The sequence below is a fragment of the Paenibacillus sp. YIM B09110 genome, from assembly GCF_037167145.1.
Classification (GTDB): Bacteria; Bacillota; Bacilli; order Paenibacillales; family Paenibacillaceae; genus Pristimantibacillus.
In genome coordinates, this window is sequence record NZ_JBANSP010000003.1 from 1 (window position 1) to 25,455 (window position 25,455).

16 protein-coding genes, 6 tRNA genes and 1 rRNA gene are annotated in these 25,455 nt (G+C 53.4%); 21 read left to right on the plus strand and 2 right to left on the minus strand.

Annotation, left to right across the window (positions count from 1 at the left end; genetic code table 11):
* From V8F51_RS04725 to V8F51_RS04820, 20 genes are all read left to right on the plus strand, one after another.
* Positions 1 to 93, plus strand: a 23S ribosomal RNA gene (locus tag V8F51_RS04725); the annotation flags it as partial.
* 154 nt (positions 94 to 247) lie between these two features.
* A tRNA-Ser gene (locus V8F51_RS04730) sits at positions 248 to 335 on the plus strand.
* A gap of 26 nt (positions 336 to 361) precedes the next feature.
* A tRNA-Glu gene (locus V8F51_RS04735) sits at positions 362 to 436 on the plus strand.
* Between the two features lie 18 nt (positions 437 to 454).
* Positions 455 to 531, plus strand: a tRNA-Met gene (locus V8F51_RS04740).
* Between the two features lie 35 nt (positions 532 to 566).
* Positions 567 to 642, plus strand: a tRNA-Thr gene (locus V8F51_RS04745).
* Positions 643 to 649: 7 nt separating this feature from the next.
* Positions 650 to 724, plus strand: a tRNA-Gly gene (locus V8F51_RS04750).
* 8 nt (positions 725 to 732) lie between these two features.
* Positions 733 to 809, plus strand: a tRNA-Pro gene (locus tag V8F51_RS04755).
* Positions 810 to 928: 119 nt separating this feature from the next.
* Positions 929 to 1,951 (plus strand): LLM class flavin-dependent oxidoreductase, encoded by a 1,023-nt coding sequence (locus V8F51_RS04760; RefSeq protein WP_337098910.1) that lies wholly within the window; start codon positions 929 to 931, stop codon positions 1,949 to 1,951.
* A 187-nt stretch (positions 1,952 to 2,138) separates the two neighbouring features.
* Complete coding sequence (locus tag V8F51_RS04765) at positions 2,139 to 2,684, plus strand: HD domain-containing protein (RefSeq protein WP_337098911.1); 546 nt, start codon at positions 2,139 to 2,141, stop codon at positions 2,682 to 2,684.
* A 168-nt stretch (positions 2,685 to 2,852) separates the two neighbouring features.
* Entirely contained in the window at positions 2,853 to 3,602 is a 750-nt protein-coding gene (gene pdaA / locus V8F51_RS04770) for a delta-lactam-biosynthetic de-N-acetylase (RefSeq protein ID WP_337099364.1), read from the plus strand.
* Positions 3,603 to 3,861: 259 nt separating this feature from the next.
* Positions 3,862 to 5,106 carry an MFS transporter gene (locus tag V8F51_RS04775; RefSeq protein WP_337098913.1) on the plus strand — a complete coding sequence of 415 codons (1,245 nt, stop codon included), beginning with the start codon at positions 3,862 to 3,864 and terminating at the stop codon, positions 5,104 to 5,106.
* A gap of 204 nt (positions 5,107 to 5,310) precedes the next feature.
* The gene (locus V8F51_RS04780; RefSeq protein ID WP_337098915.1) at positions 5,311 to 6,231 is read left to right on the plus strand and encodes an ABC transporter permease; all 921 of its coding nucleotides are present in this window, start codon (positions 5,311 to 5,313) and stop codon (positions 6,229 to 6,231) included.
* Between the two features lie 37 nt (positions 6,232 to 6,268).
* Positions 6,269 to 7,162, plus strand: a complete 894-nt coding sequence (locus tag V8F51_RS04785; RefSeq protein ID WP_337098916.1) for a carbohydrate ABC transporter permease — start codon at positions 6,269 to 6,271, stop codon at positions 7,160 to 7,162.
* A gap of 83 nt (positions 7,163 to 7,245) precedes the next feature.
* Entirely contained in the window at positions 7,246 to 8,898 is a 1,653-nt protein-coding gene (locus tag V8F51_RS04790) for an extracellular solute-binding protein (protein ID WP_337098918.1), read from the plus strand.
* 167 nt (positions 8,899 to 9,065) lie between these two features.
* The gene (locus tag V8F51_RS04795; RefSeq protein WP_337098919.1) at positions 9,066 to 10,643 is read left to right on the plus strand and encodes a response regulator; all 1,578 of its coding nucleotides are present in this window, start codon (positions 9,066 to 9,068) and stop codon (positions 10,641 to 10,643) included.
* Positions 10,634 to 12,379: a sensor histidine kinase gene (locus tag V8F51_RS04800; RefSeq protein ID WP_337098920.1), complete on the plus strand. Its 1,746-nt coding sequence runs from the start codon at positions 10,634 to 10,636 to the stop codon at positions 12,377 to 12,379. The genes V8F51_RS04795 and V8F51_RS04800 overlap by 10 nt, the downstream gene beginning before the upstream one ends.
* Positions 12,380 to 12,576: 197 nt before the next feature.
* Positions 12,577 to 13,767 carry a glycoside hydrolase family 88 protein gene (locus tag V8F51_RS04805; RefSeq protein WP_337098921.1) on the plus strand — a complete coding sequence of 397 codons (1,191 nt, stop codon included), beginning with the start codon at positions 12,577 to 12,579 and terminating at the stop codon, positions 13,765 to 13,767.
* Positions 13,768 to 13,794: 27 nt separating this feature from the next.
* Complete coding sequence (locus V8F51_RS04810; RefSeq protein ID WP_337098922.1) at positions 13,795 to 16,989, plus strand: glycosyl hydrolase; 3,195 nt, start codon at positions 13,795 to 13,797, stop codon at positions 16,987 to 16,989.
* Positions 16,990 to 17,023: 34 nt separating this feature from the next.
* A complete protein-coding gene (locus tag V8F51_RS04815) occupies positions 17,024 to 18,163 on the plus strand; it encodes a right-handed parallel beta-helix repeat-containing protein (protein ID WP_337098923.1) in 1,140 nt (379 codons plus the stop codon).
* A 64-nt stretch (positions 18,164 to 18,227) separates the two neighbouring features.
* The gene (locus tag V8F51_RS04820; protein ID WP_337098924.1) at positions 18,228 to 20,705 is read left to right on the plus strand and encodes a glycoside hydrolase family 2 TIM barrel-domain containing protein; all 2,478 of its coding nucleotides are present in this window, start codon (positions 18,228 to 18,230) and stop codon (positions 20,703 to 20,705) included.
* Between the two features lie 106 nt (positions 20,706 to 20,811).
* Here the strand turns inward: V8F51_RS04820 and V8F51_RS04825 are convergent, their stop codons facing one another.
* Positions 20,812 to 21,441: a histidine phosphatase family protein gene (locus V8F51_RS04825; RefSeq protein WP_337098925.1), complete on the minus strand. Its 630-nt coding sequence runs from the start codon at positions 21,439 to 21,441 to the stop codon at positions 20,812 to 20,814.
* 23 nt (positions 21,442 to 21,464) lie between these two features.
* On the minus strand, positions 21,465 to 22,877 hold the full coding sequence (locus tag V8F51_RS04830) for an FGGY-family carbohydrate kinase (RefSeq protein ID WP_337098926.1): 1,413 nt from the start codon (positions 22,875 to 22,877) through the stop codon (positions 21,465 to 21,467).
* Positions 22,878 to 23,086: 209 nt separating this feature from the next.
* Between V8F51_RS04830 and V8F51_RS04835 the strand changes: the two genes are divergently transcribed.
* The gene (locus V8F51_RS04835; RefSeq protein ID WP_337098927.1) at positions 23,087 to 25,264 is read left to right on the plus strand and encodes a hypothetical protein; all 2,178 of its coding nucleotides are present in this window, start codon (positions 23,087 to 23,089) and stop codon (positions 25,262 to 25,264) included.
* Positions 25,265 to 25,455: the final 191 nt, after the last annotated feature.

Genomic DNA, 25,455 nt, shown 5'->3' on the forward strand with positions numbered 1-25,455 from the left:
GACCCCTTGAAGACGACGAGGTTGATAGGTTCGGGGTGGAAGCACAGCAATGTGTGTAGCTGACGAATACTAATCGGTCGAGGGCTTATCCTAAAGAGCTTATATGGTCCATACAACCTGTAGGCAACAGCTAAAGTTCAGCAGCAACATCTTTCGTATCCAGTTTTCAGGGCGCAATGCCTTGATTTCAATGGTCGTGTCTTTTCTGAAGTCATTCAGGAAGCATAATCATCGAAAAACATTGTTTGGAGAGATACCCAAGTGGCTCAAGGGGACCCTCTGCTAAGGGGTTAGACTGCGTAAGTGGTGCGAGGGTTCGAATCCCTCTCTCTCCGTACGAACTTTTTTATCATCATAGTTAGGCCCGTTGGTCAAGGGGTTAAGACACCTCCCTTTCACGGAGGTAACAGGGGTTCGAATCCCCTACGGGTCACCATTATTATTTGTTTAACGACGCGGGGTGGAGCAGCCCGGTAGCTCGTCGGGCTCATAACCCGAAGGCCGCAGGTTCAAATCCTGCCCCCGCAACCAATCCTTTCATCTAGAAGCAGATGAAACCATACCTTGCCGTTGTAGCTCAATTGGTAGAGCAACTGACTTGTAATCAGTAGGTTGGGGGTTCAAGTCCTCTCGACGGCACCAGTTTTTTGCGGAAGTGGCTCAGCGGTAGAGCATCGCCTTGCCAAGGCGAGGGTCGCGGGTTCGATTCCCGTCTTCCGCTCCATCTTTTCTCGGGATGTAGCTCAGCTTGGTAGAGCACCTGGTTTGGGACCAGGGGGTCGCATGTTCAAATCGTGTCATCCCGACCATCTTCATTTTTTTCTTAAACGGTAACCACTAACTTCGTCGCATTGAGACGAACGGGAGTGGTTTTTTTTGAAATTATCTTACTCATATTGATGCTCATTATATCGCTAGGAGGTTGGTTATGCTCAAGCTTGGAGTTCTCGATCAGGTGCATATTAGTGAAGGTCAGACTGCGGGAGAAGCGCTGCAGGAAGCGACACGTCTCATTCAGGAGACGGAGAGACTAGGTTACAGCCGGTTCTGGGTATCGGAGCATCATGCGACAAGGGCGCTCGCGTTCTCTAGTCCTGAAGTGCTTATCGCGCATTTGGCAGCAGCTACATCGACGATACGTGTAGGATCAGGCGGGATCATGCTGCCTCATTACAGCGCCTATAAAGTAGCGGAAAACTTTAAGCTGCTGGAGGCGCTCCATCCGGGCAGAATTGACGTCGGGCTAGGCCGAGCGCCGGGAGGTATGCCGATTGCGACAAGGGCGCTGCAAGCCGATAAGTTCGTTGATGTGAACAAGTACCCGCAGCAGGTGCTTGATTTGGCAGGTTTTCTGCGCGATAAACAGCCTTCGGGGCATCCTTTTGAGGGGCTGCTGACGTCTCCGTCGATTCCGAGCGCGCCGCCGATCTGGATGCTCGGCTCTAGCGGAGAAAGCGCAAAAATGGCTGCGCAGCTAGGTTCGGCTTATGCGTTTGCACAGTTTTTCGGCACACCGGGCGGAGAGGAAGCGATGCGATATTATCAGAGACACTTCCAGCCTTCCAAGCTGCTCGGCGATAAGCCGCAGGCTATGATTGCAGCATTAGTTATTTGTGCTGATACGGACGAGGAAGCGAATGCGCTTGCGACAAGCAGTGATTTATTTTTCCTGCAGCTGTCGACTGGACAGCAACTGCTCAATCTGCCTTCTGTGCAGACGGCATATGATTACCCATATACGGAAGCAGACTATCTAAGAATTAAGCATACGCGCCAAACGAGAGTTGTAGGTTCTCCGGAGAAAGTGAAGCAGCAGCTTATCGAGCTAAGCGGGGCTTACAATGTTAACGAGATTCTCATTAATAGCCCGATTCATAATTACGAGGCGCGTGTACATTCATATAAGCTCCTTTCGGAGTTATTCGATCTGAAAATAAGCAGTCATAGTTGATTAGACGATATTATGTGGTATACGTAGCGATATTCGGATACACTACGAACACTAGCCGACCATTACGCATACGCATATGGTCTAGTTGAAACAAAAAAGCGTATATATTACGTTTATAGGCTGCATACGAAAAAGATCGAACAAAAAAGAAAAGGCGGCCATGCAGGAGAGGGAGCGATTATTGGTAATGGAGCTTATACAGAAAGCGATAGATCTTGCGGCAAAGGCTCACAAAAATCAAGTGAGGAAAGGTACGAACCTGCCTTATATTAGCCACCCTTTCGGAGTCGGGATGATGCTGATGCAAGCCCAGTGCGAGCCTGAGATCGTAGCTGCAGGCATCCTGCATGACACGCTGGAGGATACCGAAGTTACGGAAGAAGATCTGCTCGAGAAATTCGGACAGACGGTGACGGATATTGTTATCGGATGCTCAGAGCCTGACAAGAGCAAGTCCTGGGAGGAGCGCAAGTCGCATACGATTGCTTTCTTAAAGACAGCATCGCTTCCGGTCAGAATGGTATCCTGCGCAGATAAGATTCATAATATTCGATCGACACGGGCTGCTATTGAGGCTGAGGGCGAGAAGGCGTGGCAGCGTTTCAAGCGCGGCCGCGACAAGCAGGAATGGTATCATCGTTCGATCATTGAGAGCATTGGCTATCAATCAACCTTTCCGCTGCTCGAGGTGCTGATCCAAGAGGTAAACGGACTGTACGGCGAACGGCAATAAGGGAGAATGATGGATATAATAGTGAAAATCAGGGGAAAATAGCTGCGCTGACGATTTAAAATCGTTGGCGCAGCTATTTTTATTATGATCGGTTACGATCGGGACAAGAGAAGGAGCGGATGAGTGGTTATGCGTTTGATTCGTATCGTCGTTGCGGCTTTGCTGCTTATGGTTATGCTGAGCGGTGCGACAAGTATTGTAAATGCGGCTGGCTCGCCTGGCGTGTATCATTTTGGCTTTCGGAAGAGCGCTGAGGGGCGGCTCCCCTCCATAGATGATGAGGGCTTCAAGCCGATCGTGATGAAACACGGTGCTTTGTTTCTTGGTGACACGACCAAGAAGGAGCTTTACTTAACGTTCGATAACGGTTACGAGAACGGCTACACCCCCAGAATCCTCGACATATTGAGGGATAAGAAGACGCCGGCGACTTTTTTCGTGACCGGTCATTACATTAAGGATCAGCCTGAGCTGCTAAAGCGAATGGCATCCGAGGGGCATATCATCGGCAACCATTCCTGGAGCCATCCGGACATGACGACGTTGTCCGACGAGCAGATCAAGTCCGAGCTGGACAAAGTAAATGTACAAGTGCGCGAGCTCACAGGACAGAAGGAAATGATTTATCTAAGACCTCCAAGAGGGATATTCAGCGAAAGGGTGCTGGCTGTCAGCAAGCAGGTTGGCTATACGAACGTATTCTGGTCGGTCGCTTACAAGGATTGGGATGTTAATGCGCAGCGAGGACGCGATTACGCCTACAGCTCTGTCATCAAGCAGCTTCATCCCGGCGCGATTATTTTGCTCCATTCCGTGTCGAAGGACAATACGGAGGCGCTTGGAGGCATTATTGACGAAGCTCGCCGTCAAGGCTATGAATTCAAAAGCTTGGACGAGCTAATGGCTGGTTTTATGTAAGTGATTGTGCGCCCCCGGCTTTTTTGCTAAAATGGCAATAACTTTTGTCGGCAGCGAAAGCTGCTGATCGTCGGGGGTGCTTCCTTTGCTAGGTACAGCATTTATGCGTTTAAGGTAAGACGAGGGGCAGGTCATCATCGCACTCCATTTTTTAGTGAAATGGCAAGTGTTGTTTGGTGTGCTCCTATCTCGGATTATCTTATACAACAGAATGTTACTCGATATCAATCGAGGATACCTAAATAGAGGAGCAACCAATATGATAACTGAAAAGCTGCTTAACACGAATGCTATGCAATGGAAAAAAGCATTCGCCACGATATTCACCGGACAACTATTCTCCATATTAACGACGTCGATGGTTCAATTCTCGATTATTTGGCATTTGACGGAGACGACGGAATCAGCCATCGTGCTGACGATTGCGGGACTTATAGGCTTCCTTCCTCAGGCGCTGTTAGGTCCCTTTATTGGTGTGCTCCTCGATCGGTGGAACCGCAAGCTTACGATGATTATTGCGGACAGCTCGATTGCGCTATTCAGTCTTGTGCTTGGATTATATTATTATTTTGGCGAGCCTAGCCTAGCTTTCGTATATTTGATATTAATGATTCGATCGACGGCGTCAGCCTTCCACGCGCCTGCCTTCCAAGCGGCTATTCCGTTGATTGCACCGGAAGATCAATTAACGCGCGTGGCCGGTTGGCAGCAAATGATCTTCTCGTTCTCCACTATTATCGGACCTGCTCTCGGAATTGCAGTGTATTCGGCGACATCGCTCGGAGTCGTCCTTTTCCTTGACGTGGCCGGCGCTCTCATCGCCAATCTGATGCTCTTGTTCGTAAAATTCAATCAACCGAAGCCGGAAGTGAAGGTGCAGCCTCATTTCTTTAACGAATTGAAGCTCGGCTGGCAAACGTTCATTAAGGTCAAGCCGGTTGTCATTATTACGCTTGCCGCGGCGATCTTCAGCATAGCTTTTATGCCGCTTGCCATGTTATTCCCTTTCATGACGCTTTCTCACTTCGAGAGGGGAGGCTACAGCGCTAGTCTTGTGGAGGCAGTGTTCAGTATCGGCATGATGGCAGGCGGCTTACTGCTATCGGTAGCTGCATCCAGGTGGAAGGATGTAACGTATATCGGTTTCAGCCTTGTGGCAATAGGAGCAACCTGTCTGGCCAGCGGCTTGCTCAGCAAAGATGCTTTTATCGTTTTCGTCGTTCTGTCGTTCTTCATGGGGGCGACGGCACCGTTCTTCAACGGACCGTATATGGCAATGATTCAGAGGGCTTACGAGCCAGAGATGCTCGGACGCGTCATATCGATCGCAACGAGCGTCATGCTGCTGGCTTCGCCGATCGGCTTGCTGATGGCTGGACCGCTCGTAGACAAGTACGGCATTCAAATGTGGTTTTTCTGGTCAGGCGTCGTTGTCGTGCTGACAGGCATATTCATATTCGCGAAGTTCAAGCGGCTGCAATTGATAGAGCCGTCTAAGGCATGATTATAAGCGTTAATAATTGAAACAGGAAGGTGCAGACCGAACATCTGCGCCCTCCTGTTTTTTTATGTCGACTGAAAGGTTTAGAAAATTACGTTTTTTTGAATACCTTCTCAAAGTATAACTTTTCGATGCATAGTGCGGTGGTTGGGGGCAACGTATCCCATGTATGATTAGGTCGAGAAGAAAAAGAAAGGACGTGACCCTATGCAATCACGAACGAGCAAGCTGATCCGATTCGCGAAGCAATGGGATCTGCAGATTATGGTCATTCCTGCAATTCTGTTCATCGCCTTGTTCAGTTACGTGCCGATGTATGGAGCTTTGATGGCTTTTAAAGATTATGACATTATACAAGGCTTTTGGGCGAGTCCATGGGTAGGCTTTAAGCATTTCGACGCTTTCTTCCAGTCTCCCGACTTCTGGAGAGTCATGCGGAATACGCTTGCGATCAGCTTCCTGAAGCTGTTGATCGGATTTCCTGCCCCGATTATTTTGGCTGTCTTATTAAATGAGATCAGGAATGCCGCTTATAAGCGAATCGTGCAGACGATCAGTTATTTACCGCACTTCTTATCGTGGGTAATCGTTTCCGGATTTGTGGGTTCAATGCTTGCCGTAGATAACGGGAGTTTGAATATGTTGCTAGAGTCGCTCGGATGGATCAAGGAGCCAATCAACTTCCTATCGAACGCAGATTATTTCTGGTCGATTCTCATTAGCACGAACGTGTGGAAGGACATCGGATTCTCTTCGATTATTTATTTGGCGGCAATAGCCGGCGTGAATCCGGAAATATACGAAGCGGCGTCCCTCGATGGAGCTAACCGGTTTAAGCAAATTCATCATATTACGATTCCAGCTATCAAACCGGTCATCATTTTGTTCTTTATTTTATCCATCGGCAATCTGCTCAGCGCCGGCTTTGAAGACATCCTGTTGTTGTCCAAAAATCCGATTCTGCTCGACGTCGCAGATGTCATCGATACGTATGCTTACCGCGTCGGCATTGGCTCATATCGCTATTCATATGGCACAGCGGTTGGCTTGTTCAAAGCCGTAATAAGCGTGACATTGCTTGTGCTTGCTAACAGATGGGCAAGAAGATCGGGACAAAGCCTATGGTAGCTCTCGACTCCGACATTTCAAATAGGGAAGTGAAGATATGAGATTATCGTTCTCTGAGCGATGGATGGTGAATGGAATCTACCTGTTGGTCGGCTTCATGTCCTTCATCATGTTATACCCGTTCTGGAATTCTGGCGTCATCTCGTTCAACAGCGGGACGGACACGTCTATGGGCGGCGTCACGTTCTGGCCGAGACAATTCACGCTCGACAATTATGCCATCGTGTTCGATGACAAGAGGCTGATCACAAGCTTCATCGTATCCGTTGTCCGAACAATCATCGGGACGATTACTGCCATCTTCTTCACGGCTGTATTCGCGTACGGCATGTCCAAAAAAGAACTGATGGGCAAGAACATTTATATGGTCATTTGTTTGATCACGATGTATTTTGCAGGTGGACTTATTCCTTCTTATATGCTTATACAGTCACTGGGTCTGATGGACAGCTTCTGGGTTATGATCATCCCGAACTTGATCAGCGTATGGAACATGATCGTATTCCGGACTTTTTTCCTTGAGCTGCCGGATGGGTTGGAGGAGTCGGCCAAAATTGACGGCTGCGGTTATTGGGGCACGTTCTTACGAATTGTGATACCCGTATCTACCCCGGTTATTGCGACGTTATCCTTGTTTGCCGCGGTGTGGCATTGGAATGAATGGTTTACACCGATTCTCTACATTACGAACGAAGATCTTCTTCCGATCCAGACGACGCTGCAACGCATCTTGAACTCTAATATTATGTCCGAGCAGCTCATGCAGACGAATGCGGCGGCGCAGAACGCAATGTCGGCGAGTCAGGCGGTCACGACAAAATCGTTAACGATGGCTACGATGATGGTGGCGACGATACCTATTCTCCTCGTGTACCCGTTCGTTCAGAAATATTTTGCAAAAGGGGTCATGATCGGTTCGGTCAAAGGGTAATCTATCTTTTCTCTTAAGAATTGAAGTGAGAGCCGAGAGGCTTTAACGATATAATAATAACGAGATGGAAAGGGGCATTATCGATGATCAAGAGAAATAAGATGATTGTGTCATTAGCCTTGATGCTGGCTCTTCTAACCGCACTTACCGCTTGCAGCGGAAAGGAAAATAAAGCTGAGGAGGGCGCGACGGATCAAGCAGCAACTAACAATGCGAGTAAGGAAGAGAATGCTTTCGTATTCGGCGAAACGCCGCTGTCGTTCTCGTTCTACGGCAACTACGATTGGTATACGATGTATCCGTGGGGAGAAGACATGGCGACGAAGTGGATTCAAGACAACAAACAAGTTACCGTGAAAGCGATCCCTTCCAGCGGAGCTGCCAGTCAGAAGTTTACGACCATGCTCGCTTCCAAGAAGCTGCCCGATGTCGTATGGCTCGACCGCGGACCGGATGTTGAGAAGTTGGTGAAGGCCGGACTTGTCGTTCCGTTAGATTCTTATTTGGAGAAGTACCCTAATTTAGTAAAGTATGCGGGAGAAGAGACGCTGAATATGCTTCGTTCCAGCGACGGCAAGCTTTATCAATTCCCGAACTGGTATACGAACCGTCCGATGGGCAACGGCGGATACGCAGTCAATATCGAGATCTATAAGGCGCTCGGCGAGCCAAGGCTGGAAACCTTCGATGATCTGTATGCGTATTTGAAGCTCGTAAAGGAAAAGTATCCGGATGTCATCCCATATGAAACAGGCATGACGGGTCAAGGTATGGATATGTTCTATCCGGGCATGGCAGATGATCACCCGATGCAAAATCTTGCTATGAGAGCTGTCCCTCAGGGCGATAAGTTGATTTCCTTATTCACGGATCCGGTTTACCGGGAGACAATGAAGTATACAAGCAAGCTTTTCCGCGAGAAGCTGATTACCCAAGATGCGCTGACACAGACTCGCGACCAAGTGAAGGAAAAGGTCAACAATGGAAAAGTGGCTGTTTATTCCGCTTATGATACAACGGGGCTTTTACCGACGGCTGACGGAATTTTGAAAGAAAAAAATCCGAACGGCGGTTACCAAATTATTTGGCCTGTTCATAAAGAAGGGGTAGATCCAAATAAGGTGTGGGTCAACCAGTACGACTCAATCGGATGGAACGTCAGCTTGATCACGACGTCTGCCAAAAATCCGGAAGGCATCTTCGCCTATCTCGATTGGCTGACAAGCCCAGAGGGCGAGAGGGTTATTTTCTGGGGGCCTGAAGGCCATTATTGGGAAGGAACGGACGAGAACGGAGCTCCGCTTTATACCGATAAGTTTATTGAGGAGAAAGACGAGCGCACGAAAAACATGGCCATTTGGGATACGTTCCAGTGGGCAGGAAACACGAGTTTTATCGATACGTCAAAAGCGGTTAACGAGATGAAGCTTGCAGAAGACAAGCGTTCATGGGATACGGTGGCGCAAACGTCGGTTACCTGGAAAACTTCGTTTAACGCGACCCAATTTGCGGGTATCGAGCCGATTCAGGAATCGGACGAAGGCGTCATCGCTCAGCAAATTGGACAAATTGCCGATCAGGCGCGCGCTAAGGTGATGTTCGCGAAGAGCGACGAAGAGGTCGACTCCATCCTAGACAAAGCCGAGAAGGATGCGCAAGCAGCTGGCTATGAGAAATTGCTTGCCTACAAAACGCAAATTTGGCAGCAAAACTTGAAAAAAATGCAAGGGAATTAAGCGCGTATTTGTATAGAAGAAAGGTACAACCACTCCTTGCGAATGGTTGTGCCTTTTTCCCTTATTGTATTCGTACATACATTCATTCAAGCACGATTCTATAGGCATGTCGGAAGCTTGACGTTATACTACTTGTATTAACAACGTCCTAGAGAGGTGATTGCTTCATGTACTGTGCGCTGCTAGTGGATGATGAGGAATTGGACTTATATGGACTGAGGCATTTCATTCCATGGGAACAGCTGGGGATTGCTGTCTCTGCATCAGTCAATAGCGGTTATGCGGCAATGAGCGTGCTGGAGCGGGAGCAGATCGATATATTGGTAACCGACATACGCATGCCGAATATGTCAGGGCTAGAGCTGGCCAAGAAAGCGAAGACGCTGTGGCCGGACTTGAGAATTATTTTCGTAAGCGGAGTCGAGGATTTTCATTACGCGCGCGAAGCTCTGGCGCTCAATGCGGTTAGTTATGTACTGAAGCCGGTAGACGATGATGAGCTTACCCGCACGATCGAGCAGGTAAAGGACTCGCTGGATACTGCGAGAGAGAATGTTCGCATGGAGTCCGTCTATAAGGAGCTAGCGCCGATGGCGCGTAAGCAATGGCTGCTGGATGCGTTGGAAGGCATGAGCCTGAGTAGTGAAGCGGGTTTTGAATATGAACGTAATGCGGAGTTGTCCAAGCTGCCGGGTAAGATTGCGGTGTTGGAAATCGACGATGTGGCATGGAAGCTAAGCAAGCTCTCGGACATGGAGCGGGAGAAGCTGCTGTCCGATTGCTTGGAATATTTGGCGGAGCAAGCTAAGATCGCGGGAGTTGCGAATTGTTGCAGAATCGCCCCTCATCGGATGGCTTGCATTCTGGAGAATGCCGACGACGCCAGCTACGAGTGGCTGACGAGCGCCATCATTGGACTCAGCGAACGACATCCGGTTACGGCTACCGCAGGAGTAGGAGAGTTGTTCGAAGCGTACGCCGATATGAAGAGATCGTACAAGGAAGCGCTTAAGGCGCTCTCTTGCAAATGGTTTGAAGGAAAAAATCGTGTCATTGAGCTCGGCCGTATTGAGCATGCGGAGCTGGAGCATGCGAGGCATGTCGATATCGGGCTGGATACTTTGTTTGAGGCGTTAAGCCGGTGCGATGCCCTATCGATCGAGGAGGAAGCCGGCGGCGTGTTCAGTTTCGTTAGACGCCTCGACTCCAAACAGGATGTGGATAATTTTTTGGCGCGCGCATTATTTAAGCTCGAGTTATATCTGGAAGGACTAAATGTCGATTTCCAGGATCATTGGGGAAAGGCTGCAGACCATTGGGAGGCCATAACGAGCTACGAGACGATCGCTGATGTGCAAGAATGGTTCATATCGAAATTAAAGGCAATCTCCGATGTTTTGTTGGTTAAGAAACAGCGTAAAAACCGCCAGTTAATCGAAAAAGTAATGGCATTCGTCGAAAGTCGGGTAGGCGAGCAATTGACGACGCTCCGCGACGTTAGCGATCATTTCTCCTATTCGCATAATTATATGGGTCAGTTGTTCCGCGAGGAGACCGGCCGAAGCTTCACCGATTTCATCATTCATGTGCGGTTGGAGAAGGCTTGTGAACTGCTTAAGCATTCAAGTCTCAAAATCTATGAAATATCCGATCATGTCGGCTATAGCAACTTGACGTATTTCAGCAAACAATTCAAGGAATCCTTCGGCTTGTCTCCCGGGGAGTATCGCAAGACATGCAGATAACGAAGCGAAGTTACATTCCGTTCGGGTATAAGCTGATGGCGACCTATGTGCTGGTCATATTGATTGCGATACTGACAATAGGCACTTTCTCGTATGTGACGTTCATTCATTCCATTCGAGAGCAATCCAGCAACAACATTAGGGCAACGCTCAAGCAGATCGCCGACAATGTGGGGTATAAGCTAAACGATACGGTTAGAATCAGTCATTTGCTTTATTCGGATCTCGATCTAACCGCCCATCTACGGAATTACGAAGAAGGTTGGGTCAGCTATGAGACGACAACCAGTTATCTCATTCCAAAGCTGCAGAATGCGATCAAGTCCACGGACAGCAGCATCTGGCTAAGCATGTATTTGCGAAATCAATCGCTGCCGGAGCTGTTCTATACGAAATCGGACTCGGAGGACTTTTTGGCGAGCAAAGGAAAAATTTTCGAGCTGTATCATCTGAGCCGGATCGTGGACAAACCATGGTATGGGGACATTCCGCAAGAGGAATACGGCATAACGATGCGGTGGGAGCAGATCGAGAACGACGCTGCAATGGGAAACATTTCCCTCATCCGTCGATTGGTGGATACTTATGATCCGTTCCAGCTCGATGAAATCGGAATTATGCGGGCTACCGTGAAATTAGACGAGCTGTTCCAAAGCGTCGATTATTCAAAGATCGGCAATGAGGCATCAATATACGTTTTGAACGAGAAGGGGACGACTGTCTTTGCATCCGAGCAGGGAACAGAGACAACGAACGTTCCGCAAGAGGATCAGGGAGTCAGCGGCGATCTGGTTATTAAGGAACCGCTGGCGGGTACGCAATGGGAGCTTGTAACCGTCGTGCCGAATGAAATTTTGACGAAGGATGCGACGCGGGTATGGAAGCTGACGATTATTGTCAGCATCATCGGGATGCTGGTGTTATGGCTGATCGCCGTTCTGATCAGCCGCTATTTCTCCTTGCGCGTCGGTCGGATCGTCTCGGTATTAGGGGCGTTCCGCGAAGGCGATTTCCGAAAACGGATGGTCGTCAGAGGGAAGGATGAGTTCTCGGAAATAGGAATTGCGCTGAACGAGATGGGCACGAATACGGAGAAGCTCATCCAGGAAGTTCTGATGATGCAAATTCAGAAAAAGGAGTCCGAATTTGCTGCTCTCCAAGCACAAATTAACCCGCATTTTCTCTATAATACGCTTTCCTCTATCGGACGGCTATCGAAAATGGGCGAAAATGAGAAGATTAATAAAATGATTCTGGAGCTTGCCAAATTTTATCGTTTGACGTTGAACGAAGGCAAAATGTTTCATGTAATCGAGAAGGAAATCGAGCATGCCAAAGCTTATTTGGCCATTAAGCAGATTCGTTACGGCGAACGGATGGAGGTCGGTTATCGTATTGATCCGGCGATCTATGCATACGGAACGATCAAGCTCATTTTGCAGCCTTTTCTGGAAAACGTTCTCGAGCATGCTTGGTTCGGCGATCGCATTTATTTGCGGCTTGAAGCGGGGATGGAGGATAATCATATTTTCTTCAGCATTATCGATGATGGCGTGGGCATGAGCGAAGATACGATTAAGCGGATTTTCAGGGAAGACGGAGGCAAAGGCTATGGCATTCGCAATGTTGATCAGCGCATCAAGCTTCATTACGGCAATCAATACGGCGTTTCTCTTTTTAGCCGACCCGGAATCGGCACGAACGTGAAGATCTTATTTCCAACGGATCCGAAATAGGTGAAAAATAAAGCGGGCTTGCGATTATCGGGAGATTTTCTTCCGCGAATACGCAAGCCCGCTTTTGTTTCAAAGCCCGTTAAATGGTTATGAAAAGACAGCGAATCAATAAATATTACTATTGGTTCGGCAGTTTAGCGATTTTATAATAAATACAAACACGGCAAAGCCAGAGAAGCAGCAGGAGGGATGGAAGTATGACGGAGCAGAGGTTGAACCCCGGAATGATACGGGATTTGGGCTGGGCGGAAGAGGCTTGGAGCCGGGCGGAAGCCAAAATCGTCCGGAGTGCCCGGACGATCGGAGTCGCCTTTCCGAATGGGACGAAAGACGGACGTTACGTCAAAGGGCCGAAGCATGACTGGGTCGCCGGCTTCTGGCCGGGACTGCTGTGGCTTGCGTACCGGGAGAACGGCAACGAGGAGCTGCGACGAGTCGCCGAAGCGTGCGAGCGGGAGCTCGCGGAGACGCTGCACACCTACGATCTGCTGCATCACGACGTCGGCTTCATGTTCAGCTTGAGCAGCGTTGCCCAGCATCGTCTGGCCGAAGCGTCAGAGCGCGGGGGAGATGAAGACGCGAAGCGGCATGCGCTCATCGCGGCCAACCTCCTTGCCGGAAGATACAATCCGCAGGGGGAGTTCATCCGCGCCTGGCCGAATTGGGACGAAGAGGATCATACCGGCTGGGCGATCATCGACTGTCTGATGAATTTACCGCTGCTGTATTGGGCCGGATCCGCAATCAATGATCCGCGGTACAAGCATATCGCCATCCGCCACGCCGACTCCGTCCTGCGCGATTTTGTTCGCCAAGACGGTTCGGTCTGCCATATTTTCCGTTACGATCCGGAGACAGGGACGCCGATCGAATCGCTGGCCGGGCAAGGCAACGCCGCGGATTCCGCTTGGGCGCGCGGAGCTTCCTGGGCGCTGTACGGCTTCGCGCTCAGCTATCGGTACACGGGCGAGGCGCGGTATCGCGAAGCCGCGCTGCGGGTCGCTCGTTTCTTCGTGGCGCAGTTGCCGGAAGACGCCGTCCCATACTGGGACTTCTTCTTGCCGGAAGCTGGCCGGGAGTCGATGCCGAGAGATTCGTCCGCGGCGGCGATCGCGGCGTCCGGTCTGCTGGAGTTGGCCGAGTCGTTGAAAGCGGACGAAGGAGCTGGAGCCGTAGACGCCGCTTGGTGCCGGATATCGGCCGAGCGAATCGTCCGGTCGCTGTGCGACCGCTATGCGGAATGGGGCGAGGAGCATGAAGGCCTTCTACGGCATGCGACCGGTTACTATTCGCGCGGGGTGTATGTAGACGAATCGCTGATCTATGGCGATTATTTCTTCGTTGAAGCGCTCGCGAAGCTGAGGGGACGAAAGGATCTATTCTGGTAAGCTCTCGTCGAAAGGAAGAATTGACCTATGCCAGCTTTAAGCGAATTTATCGATCCGCCGGCTGCTTTTCGGCCGGCGCCTTTGTGGGTATGGAACGACGAAATGACGGAAGACAGAATCGTAGCCCAGTTGCGGGAGATGAAAAAAGGAGGCTTCGGCGGCGCGTTCGTACACCCGCGGCCGGGACTGATTACCGAATACTTGTCGGAGGACTGGTTCATTCTATGGGGCATCGCGCTGCGGGAAGCGCAGCGGCTCGACTTCAAGTTGAACATCTATGATGAGAATTCCTATCCTTCGGGTTTCGGAGGCGGGCATGTCTCCGCGCAGTTGCCCGACTGCGCGGCGTCTTCCGTTAAGGTACGCTTCATCGGCGCGGACGAAGCGGCAGCGCGAGGCAATGGCGTTGCACCTTTGCTGGCCGGTCATATCCGGGCTTTCGCCTGCGAGCCGATCGGCATGTCCGCGCTTCGTGAAGCTGAGGTGCCGCGTTATCGGATCGTCGCGGACGTGACGTATGAGCCTTACAGCCGCTGGAACGAACTCGGCGACTCGTTTCTCGTCTTCGAGGAGGAGCGCTTCGTCAGCACGGCTTGGCTCGGTGGCTTCTCCTATATGGATCTGATGCGCCCCGAAGTCGCCGAGAAGTTCATCGAGACGACCTATGAGGCTTACGCCAAGCGATTCGGAGATTCGTTCGGGAGCGACGTGACGGCTATCTTCACCGACGAGCCGGCAGTCGCTGGCAGCGCCGTCTATTCCGCGAGCCCGGATTCGCTTCCTTTCAGTTATTGGTTCGCCGTGCAATTCCGCAAACGCAACGGTTACCGACTGGAGGAGCATCTGCCGTGCCTCTTCTATGACGCATATGGCGCAGGGATATCCGTTGAACCGACGAAGGTGCGCTTCGATTACTATGAGACCGTTCGCGAACTGTGGTCGAACAATTTCGTACGTGCGATCGGGGAATGGTGCAAGGGTCGCGGCATCGCCTATACGGGACATTTTATGGAACACCACTGGCCTTCGCCGTCCGGCATGGCTTCCCCTGCCGTCATGTCGCTTTACGAATTCATGGAATGGCCGGCTATCGACTGCCTGATGGCGCGTATGCTGTCGGACGATGCCCGGCACCCGTTGATGCTTACCGTGCTGGAGGCGGCGAGCGTTGCGAATCAGCTCGGCAAACCGCGCGTCCTATGCGAATCTTTCGGCGCTTCCGGGTGGGACTCCTGCTTCGCGGATTATAAGAGAATCGGCGATTGGCTGGCGGTCCACGGCGTCAATTTCTTTAACCCGCACTTTACGGCCGGATCGATCGTCGGCGCGCGCAAACGCGACCACCCGCAGTCGTTCGACTGGCGCCAGAGCTGGTGGCCCGAGTTCGCGGTTCTGAACGCCTACTTCGGCCGCCTGTCCTATGCGCTCAGCAAAGGCGCTGCGCGCAATCGCGTGCTCGTCCTGCATCCGACGACGACGGCGTTCCTGTATCCGCCCGGCGTGGAGGCCGGCTCGGTCGAGAGACCAGACAATCCGCCGATTCGGCCGGATTTCCGCGGCTACTTGGCGATGCTGCAGCATCTGGCCGACGAGCTGTGGGACTTCGATCTCGGGGACGAATTTATACTGGAGCGGCATGGCGGATCGGAAGCGGTAGCGGAAAGCGCCAAGCTCCGCGTCGGAATCGCCCGTTACGAAGTCGCGGTTGTTCCCGAAGGAATGGCCAATATGCGCAGTTCCACGATCCAACTGCTGGAAAACTTGCTGGAAAGAGGGGGCCGGGTCGCCGTCATTGGCGAACCGGGTCCCTATGTAGATGGAATAAACGATCCTGCGGCTTACAGACGGCTGCTCAGCTTGCCAGGCATTCTACGGATCGAGTCCGGGCAAGAGGTGAGCGGCGGCCTGATGGAGCTGGGCCTCGAACCCCGATTCCAATGGGAATCGGAGGTAACGCCGGGAATCCATCACCTGCGCCGGGAGCTGGAAGACGGGTCGGCGATCGTGCTGTTCACGAATTGTGGCCGGCATCCGGCATCCGCGGTGCTCGGCATCCGCGGTGCGGCTAGCGCCGAGCGTTGGAACTTGCTGAACGGCCAGACAGAATCGCTTGCAGATGCAGTTACCGGCGCCCAGGACGGCATCCGCTTAACGGTGAAGCTTGAAGGGACGGACTCGCTATTATTGCGTTTGAATCCGCTGGATGCTGTGCCGTCTCGCGCAACGGACCCGGCTGCTGCAGCGAAAGAAGCACGAACGATCAAGCTGGATGAGGGAGAGGCGATTGCGGAATCGGACAACGTGCTCGTGCTCGACTACGGCGATTTCGATTTCGGCGACGGCAGCTCTTGGCAGGACGTTCACGCCATTCATGCCGGCTGGCTGCTTTACCAAAACCGCGGATTCGCGGCCAACCCGTGGGACAACGCGATTCAGTACAAACGGCGGATCGTGGACCGCAACCGCCATTATGGCGAGGACAGCGGCTTCGTCTGCACGTATCGGTTCAAGATCGCGGAAGGCGGAATCCCTTCCCGCTTAAGGTTAGCGGCAGAGCGTTCGGCCTATTACCAGTTGAAGGTGAACGGCGCGCCCGTCGCTTGGCTCGAAGGCGAAACTTGGCTCGACCCGGACATCGGCGTCGCCGACATAGCGGCTGTCGCGTTCGAAGGATGGAACACCGTAGAGCTGGTCGCGCCGCGGTTCGATGTACGGCTGGAAATCGAGCCCGTCTACGTGCTAGGCGCGTTCGGCCTTGCGCCGAGGGACGGCGTCTGGACGATCGAATCTCCGCGCGCGCTTGGAATCGGCGCTTGGAAATCGATGGGATATCCTTTCTACTCCGGAGCCGTGCGCTATCGTCACGTTGTCGAGCTGGACCGAAAGCCGATTCAGGCGCTGCTGGAGCTGAAACGGTTCGAGGGCGCGGTCGTTTCCGTCATCGTTAACGGCAGCGAAGGAGGCTTGATCGGATTGGATGGTTCCGGACGGCTGAATATCTCGCCTTGGTTACGTCCTGGTTCGAACGAAATCGTCGTTCGTGTCAGCGGCACGATGAAAAACACGCTTGGTCCGCATCACGATGCCGAGCTCCCGCGGAAGGCGGCATGGCCGGTTTTCTGGAAAAGGGCGCCGATGCAAGGGCAGCCAGCGGCGGAAGCTTACGACTTGCTCGATCAGGGGCTCCTTGAGCCTGCGGATCTGCAATTGATATTTTCATAACGAGAGGGTGAGAGAGTTGGGGATGAGAGATCCGATGCTGCGCAATAGCAAGATCGAAGTGACTGCGGGAGGTCCGCAAAGCGACTATCCGGGCTTCACGTCCATGGCCGTCCAATCGGCGGTAGACGAAGCGACCCGGCATGGCGGCGGCATCGTGCGGCTGGATCCGGGCGTGTATGACGTGTACGGACCGATTCGTTTGACGGATCGGGTCACGCTTGCCGGCGCCGGACCGAAGACGGTACTGCGCAAGACGGACGGCTTCAAGAGTCCGTTCATCGTCGACGCCGACTACGGCGAGCTGCGCGTAGAGGTGGCGGACGCCAGAGGCTTCCGCGTCGGAATGGGGCTGCAAATTTTCGACGCGTCGCAAAAGTGGGGTTGGGACGAAAGCACGGCGGTCATTACGGCAGTGGACGGCCATGTGCTGCGCTTCGACCGGCATCTGGAGCGCGATTACCGCTCGGACGACGGCGGAATGGCTACGAATGCCTGCTCGATCATCGAGGCGGTAGACGTCGAGCAGGTCCGCGTACGCGATCTTGCGATCGACGGAAACAAGGCGGCCAACGAGCCGATCGGCGGCTGCCGAGCGGGCGGAATCTATCTGAAGCAGGCGCGCGATTGCCTGATCGAGCGCGTCTTCGTGCGCGACTTCAACGGCGATGGCATCAGTTGGCAGATTACCGAGAACATCTCGGTGCTTCATTGTGACGTTCGCGGCTGCAAAGGATCGGGGCTGCATCCCGGCGCCGGCTCGCACTCCTCCCGCGTCAAGGACAATACGTGCAGCGACAACGGCACGGCGGGGCTGTTCGTCTGCTGGCGCGTCCAGTTCGGCGAGTTCGAGCGCAACGTGCTGGAGCGTAACGCCGTGTCCGGCATCTCTATCGGACATAAGGACTCGGACAACCGGTTCGCCGACAACGTCATACGCTGCAACGGGAATGGCGGCGTCTATTTCCGTCCGGAGAAAGCGGCCAACGGGGCGAACCGCAACAAGTGGCTCCGCAACGTGATCGAGGATAACGACGGATTCGGATTGTTCATGAACGCCGGGTCCGTGGACAATGAACTGAAGGACAATCTTATCCGCGATACTGGTGCGGGCCGGCAGACGGGGGACATCTGGTTGGCGGATGGCGCAGAACGATTCCTCGAGAATCGGGAGTAGGCTGGAAGAAGGTACGGCTAGAAGCGAATTACGAGACAGACCTCGCGAAGGAGCCTTGTGGAACATGACCAAAAGAAGAATAGAACCTACCCTCTCGTACGTGGAGAGGATGCTTGACGGCACCGATTACCGAAGCATTACATTTTTGAGGGAAAATTGGCGCTGCCATGCGGGAGACGCTCCGGGCGCGCAATCGGCCTTGTATGACGACTCGGCATGGCGGATCGTGCAGCTTCCGCACGACGATTCGGCGGAATCGGATTTCGATGCCGCCTATCCGGCGAACGGGTACGTTCGCTCGGGCGTCTTGTGGTACAGATTGCCGTTCGCTTCTCCGCAGCGGCATGTCGGCGGCAAACGTTACCTCATGTTCGACGGAGCCGCGATGAACGCCGAGGTGTGGGTGAACGGCCGCTGCCTCGGGACGCATCCCTACGCATTTACGCCATTCTGGTTTGATATTACGCCTCATCTTCGTCCCGCCGGGGAGGAGAACGTCCTTGCGGTCAAGGTGGATGCTTCGCTGCAGCCATTCGGCAGATCCTATCAAGGAAACGGACTGTTCCGCCGCGTGCAGTTGATAGTCGCAGCCCCTTTGCACATTGACGTATGGGGCGTGGTAGCAAGAACGGAGTCCATCGACTCCGGGGGCGCCGCGATCTCGGTCGCAACGAACATCTCCGTGGGGCGTTATCCCGAGACGAAGTGGAACGCTTTCGTCTGGCAAGGGGAGGGAATGGCGGATAATAACGAAATCAACAAAAGCTGCCGACTGCGAACGACGATCCTCGATCAGGAAGACCGCGAGGTGGCCGCAGCCGAGGATGAGACGATCGTGCCGCAGTTCGGCAAACATCGGTTCGAGCAGCGGCTGCGCGTGTTGGAACCCGCTCTCTGGAGTCCGGATCAGCCGAATCTGTACCGGGTACGCTCCGTTCTGTTCGTCGAGGAGGAGCCGACCGACGATGCGCTGACCCCGCTCGGCATTCGCACGTTATCGTTTACCGCAGGGAAAGGCTTCGAGCTGAACGGAGTCGAGACGAAAATCAAAGGCGTCTGCCTGCACCAGGACGCGGCGATTTTCGGAGGGGCGGTTCAGACGCATACATGGGCGAGCAGGCTGGCCATGCTGAAGGAAGCCGGTTGCAATGCGGTCCGCACGTCGCATCACCCTTTCCCGCTGGAATTTTATCATGCGTGCGATTACCTCGGAATGATGGTCATGGACGAAGCGTTCGACGAATGGCAGTTAGGCTGGGATCGCGGCTATTCGGACTCGCCGTACGGCAAGAACGCCTACGGATATTATCTTTACTTCGACCAATGGTACGAGACCGACCTTCGGGCGATGCTGCGACGGGACCGCAACCATCCGAGCGTCATTATGTGGAGCGTGGGCAACGAAATTCCGGATCTCTACTTCGACGAAGGCATCCCGATCTTGCGCAGGTTGGTTAAGATCTGCAAGGAGGAGGACGATACCCGGCCTGCGACCGTATGCGCGGAAGGCAATCACCTGCTTCGTTTGCGGGAAGGTATCATGGATTTGGTAGACGTGCCGGGGTATAACTACGTTGCCAGCCGGGAAGGCGACGCGTACTACGAACGCATACACGCCGAGCGTCCGGATCGGGCTCTGATCGGCTCCGAGACCGAATTCGAGCCGGAGCATTGGAAGCGCATTATGCAGCATCGCTACGTTATCGGCCAGTTCCTGTGGGTCGGCATCGATTATTTGGGAGAAGGCGCCGACGTCCTCGGCGAGGACTCTGCTCTGGGCAATACGTTCGATATCTCCGCGCTGGCGGGAGGGCGCCGCGGTTGGGGGTTCGGGCTGGTCGATTCGGTCGGCACGCCGCGAGGAGAGTACTACTACCGCCGAAGCATCTGGAGCGATGAGCCGTTCGTTCGCCTCGCCGTCAAGCAACCCGTTCCCGCTGCCGGCGGAACGTACGCCTACATGAATTCGCAGTTTCACTGGAACTGGAACGAAGGCGAGCGCAAGACGGTATACGTCTTCACCAACTGCGATGCGGCGGAGCTGTTCCTGAACGGGCGCTCGCTCGGAGTATTAGCGAAGGATACGGAGGGTTACCGCGCGATCGAGCTGGACGTCGACTATGTTCCCGGAACGCTCGCTGCCGTCGGACTGAACGAAGGGCAGCGAGCATGCGAGGACGCGCTGTTCACTGCAGGGAGCGCTGCACGGCTGGAGCTGAGCTGCGACAGCGAACGGTTGTCCTCGGACGGACGGGACTTCGCGGAGCTGCGAATCGTTGTCGTCGACAAGGATGGCCACCTTGTGCCTGACGCTGCGCATTTGATTTCCGTCACGGTAGAAGGAGGCGGAAGCCTGCTCGGCGTTTACTCGGCGGACGTGACGAGCAGCGAAAGCTACCGTTCCGCGAGCTGCCGCGCCTACCGCGGAATCGCCGCCGCCATCGTGCGGGCGGAGCGGGCTCCGGGAGCGATTGCCATTGAGGCGTCGGCTCCGGGGCTAGCCTCAGCGAGTTGGACGCTGCCTTGTGTCAAGCATGAATAGGCTGCGAACTTTCCGAGACGTTGCTCCGGCCGATAATTCCGTCCGCGAGCCGCATATCATCAAGAAAGGCACCCTTATTGGGTGCCTTTCTTGATGAAGGAACGTACTATCCTTCCGTCGCGATCTTTCTCAAGTGTGCGGTTTCGTTCATTCGCTCCCACACCATTTCTCCATTGTGCATTTCCATCAAGGATATCCCGCAGTTATGCTGCCTAAAGCTTCGGTAAAAGCGAAGCGGCAGTTCGAGCGAATCGGCTATGAACAGCCGATTGGCAGTATTATGGCCGATGACTGCTACAGATTCGTCAGCATGCGTCGCTCCTTTTTCCCTCATGAACGACTCGTAGCGAACGGCCGCTTTCGCGCCGGTATCTCCTGTTTCTCCCGCAGGAGCGATACGGGGATCGTTCAACCATGCGTCCCATCCGCCTCGGTAGTTGGATTCGATCTCATGCCGGGTTACCCCCTCCCATTGGCCGAAATCGAGTTCATACAGCCGGTCGTCTACGACCGGCTTAAGCGCCAAGGCTTTTCCGATTATTTTGGCTGTCTCAAGAGAACGCTGCAACGGCGAACAGTAGATAGCGGATATCCCATTGCCCATAAGCGAAATGCCAGCCGAACGGGCTTGCTCCCGCCCGGCATCATTCAGCGGAATGTCCGTTATCCCGCAATATCGGTTTCCTTGCTGGTTCCAAACCGTTTCCCCATGCCGCAATAAAAAGAATCGAGTCACGTTGCTGCTCCTTTCCGGATGATTCAGTTCAAATATCCTTTGTTTTTCAACAGAGCTTTGAACTTGATGTAATTGTCTTGATATCGATATTTCCGGACGCCAGGCTCGACGAGCTTATCAACGATGGACATTTGCTGTACGGCTTCGCCTAGGGATGCGAATTCGGTCGCCGATGCGGCGAGCATCGCTGCCCCATCGGCACCTTCCACGTGTTTCATCTTGTAAATCGGTTTTTGCAAAACGTCGCTCCGGATTTGCAGCCACGTATCGCTGGAGCTTCCACCGCCTGCCGTGTAGACGACTTCGATTGTTTCCGGAGATAGCGATTCTATCGTTTCGTAAGCTAAACGTTCCATATAGGCTACGCTCTCCAACCTAGCCGCGTACCGCTGGACTGCGGTCAACCCGGGGGCATCGAATCCGCGCGCGTCCTCGTTCAGGAACGGAAATCTTTCTCCCTGTCGGGAAAGGGCATAACTTAGCCAAGGAGTAGGGAGCCACTGCTTGGCCTCCTGATTTAACTCGGCCAAGTCCCATCCGCCGTAATCCAGCGAAATCCAGTCGGCGCCCGTATTGCTAGCGCCGCCCGGCATCCAATATCCCTGCGGATGCTTGTGGTTGTAGATACGCCCGAGAGGGTCGTGCACGGGCTGGCGAGTGATTCCTTTGATGACTAGAGTCGTACCTATGGTCGTGTTCCAGTGGCCCGGAAGGCAGCACCCGGATGCGATCTGCGATGCGCATCCGTCCGTCATGCCGGCAACCATGAGCACAGAGGAAGGGAGGCCGGTCGATTCGCACACTTCATCCGACAATCGACCCACGATTTCCCCGGGTGCGATCACTTTTGGAAGGTGATCTGCGGGGATGTTCAATGTCGCTGACAAATCATTCGGCCATTCGTTCGCTTCAAGGTCGTATCCGCTTTTAAGCGCGCTCGTATAGTCGGCGATTCCCCAGACTCCGCTTAACTTTCCCGTCATGTAATCGACAGCGTGGCACCAAAGTCGGATTCGTGCGGCTTGTTCCGGATAGTTGTGGATATACCAGAGCATCTTAGGCAGTCCATAAGAGGAGTTGATGGCTTTGCCCGCAACCTCCGTACAGAGAAGCGCTTCTTCCTTGGACCGATTATCGCTGTACATAAGAGCCGCATGCAAAGGGCTATGATGCTCATCCACCGGAATGACGGTTCCGGACGTGGAAGCGACGGCAATGGAACGAATCGGGCTCCATCCTGCTTTTGCGGCCAATTCTCCTAGCTGTCTCAAAGCCTTGAGGAGCATGGACCACCATAATTCAGGGTCTTGTTCGTCCCGGTTATCCGACCATCCGAAGCTTTCTTTAATGACGGCGACTTGGTTGCCGGCATTATCCATTAAGACGACCCGCAAACCTTGCGTACCGATATCCACGCCAATGAAGAAAGAGGTCATTTCAACACATCCTCATTCCAAAATAATCGATAGCTTGATGTCTAGAAGAGTATACATGATCTAGACGTTCTCATAAGACTTTGCCGGAAAATCGGATATGAAAATGCAACATAAGTCATCAAATGACCATATCCATAGCCTGGGCCGCCATTCAATATAGAAGGAGGACGGTCGCGATTCCATCGCGCACGCGTCGTCGATAGGTATGCGTGATGAAACGAGAGGATAAGGTGAACCTATTGCCGGACTTAAAAATCGCTACGCAACAGATGTTGTTTTGTTGGAATACGGATAAGGACCAGGCCGTACTTGAACGGGATGATCGCATCGTGTGGCAAGGAAGTCTGCTGCCTGCTTTTGAGTTGGCGAATGACAACGGACAGACTTACTATACGGATGCGATTATCTCGAATGTGTCATCACTTTCGGATTCTCGCTATGAGATCGCGCTTGAATTCGGTGAGTCAGGAAGAGGCTCCCTGCAGGTGAATACCGAAGCTTGGGGAATCCGATTTTCCAGTTTGGAAGTGATATGGCATCAGCCGACCTCTATCGTCGCGCTCTATTTCGGAACGAAGCGAATGACGGACATGCAACGCCGGGCCGCGCCATCGCTTGCCAAGCCCTTCTGGCCGAACTGGAAGGCGGAAGGGTACTGCCTGCCTTGCGCAGGCACGAATCCGACGCGCAGCTTTTGGCGTTTTTATGATATGGGCGATTCGCTGCTGCCTCTCGGCAGCTTTGGCGATGCGATGGGAACGTCTTATGCGGCTGCTTACCCGAGGCCGCTTTATGCTGCGGCGATGGGCGGCGGCGACGGGTGGCTGTCGTTCGGACCCGGAACGATCCCGGATGCGGCGCTATCGTTGCAGTTAAAATCGGCCACCGCTTGCATGCAGTATTTATACAGAGAGGATTTGTGGGAAGCGCCTGACCTGCTGAATCGAAGATGGAGCGAACCGCTCAGGCTTGCCTGGGGGGTGAATGGATTCGATGCCTATGACCGGTTGTATCAAACCTTTCCGGTGAGCGGTCCCAAATCGTCCATACACGCGAAATCGTTCGTATGCACATGGGGCGATTTCAAGGAAGGGCAGTTTGATCTAAAGGCCATTACGGAAAGGGTTTCGCGATCGGCCCCTGCCGATATGATCGTGCTCGACGAATATTGGGAGACTTGCGACAGCAGCGGAATTCCGGACTATAACCGGTTTCCGGAGTTTGACAGGGACATTGCGCATATGCGGGCAGAAGGCTTCGAAATTGCGGTATGGCAGTCAATCGGCTGGATTGACCAACCTGAGGCGTTCGGCCTGACCGAGAAGGATCTGTTGTGCGGAGCGGACGGGAAACCGAGGCTCTGGCGCTGGTCGGGCGATCCGATATACGGTCAGTCCTATCATTATTGCTTGGATCCCAGCTCGGAGCGGACCCGATCGTTTCTAACGGAACGTACCAGGACTATCGTCAAACGGCTGAATCCTGCAGCGCTTAAGTTGGATTTCGGTTATGGCTTGCCCGGGCCGGACGTAAGCGTGCCGCGTCGTCCGGAATTGCGGGGAGAACGGCTTTGCTCGGAACTGCTCAAGATCATTACGGACGCGGCAAAGGAAGCAAAGCCGGATATCGCGATGATCTATTATGGTCTGCATCCGCTGCTGCACGACCGCTTCGACGTAATCAATATCGATGATCTAGGCGACGCCGGAGACAGCGCGGAGTATGAAGCTCTTGGGCACAATCAGCGGTGCATGTGGTCGGCGCTCGCGGCGCGCCGCGGCATGTTGATCAATACGTCGACAGGCTATTACTGGGAAACGTTGGAGCAGATTTTGCTCAACACCGCCGTCGTCGGCACTAATGGCTTGACGCTCGGAGCTGCGGATCGTACCGGCAAGGCGATGACCGACTCGCAGCGGCTCCGCTGGCTTGCGCTGGACAAGTGGCGCAGGCCCGGCAGCGGCTGGTCTCCGTTATGGCTTGATGCCGACTTCGGAGATGTGAGCCGCGAGCCGGTCGTCAGGTCATGGGGACGGGTGGAATCCCATCAAAGCGATGACAGGATAACTGCCCTCGCATTACGACAGGCGTCAGGAGATGAGATGGCTTATCCGCAACTGTCCGGTATTCGTTTCACGGGGGACTGGGCGCTTATCGCCCAAGACAATGAGGACATCTGGCATTGCTCCAAGCTGGCCTGTATCCCGTTCGCGCCCGGTACTCTTACCTTCGAGGGAGCTTTCGGAGCCGTTATTGAATTCCGTCATCATGAAGAGAGAGAGACGAGTCAGGTATCGACTCCTTCCGATCATAGCGGAAACGTGACTGTAAGCATAAGCGGTAATGAACTTAATGAGATCGTCGGATTTATGCTCGTACGACAATAAAAAAACGGTAGGGGCTGACCAAGCGGGCAGCCCCATCGCCATGTATTTCAACAAAATCGTATCCTTGATTTATTCGGAACTTCGAACGCTTGGATTCGATGAGATAGAGGTCGAAATTCATATGAAAGCGCTTTATAATAGGGTGGTACGATCCGTTTGCGATCACCTAAATGCTGGACTTTCGAGAGGAG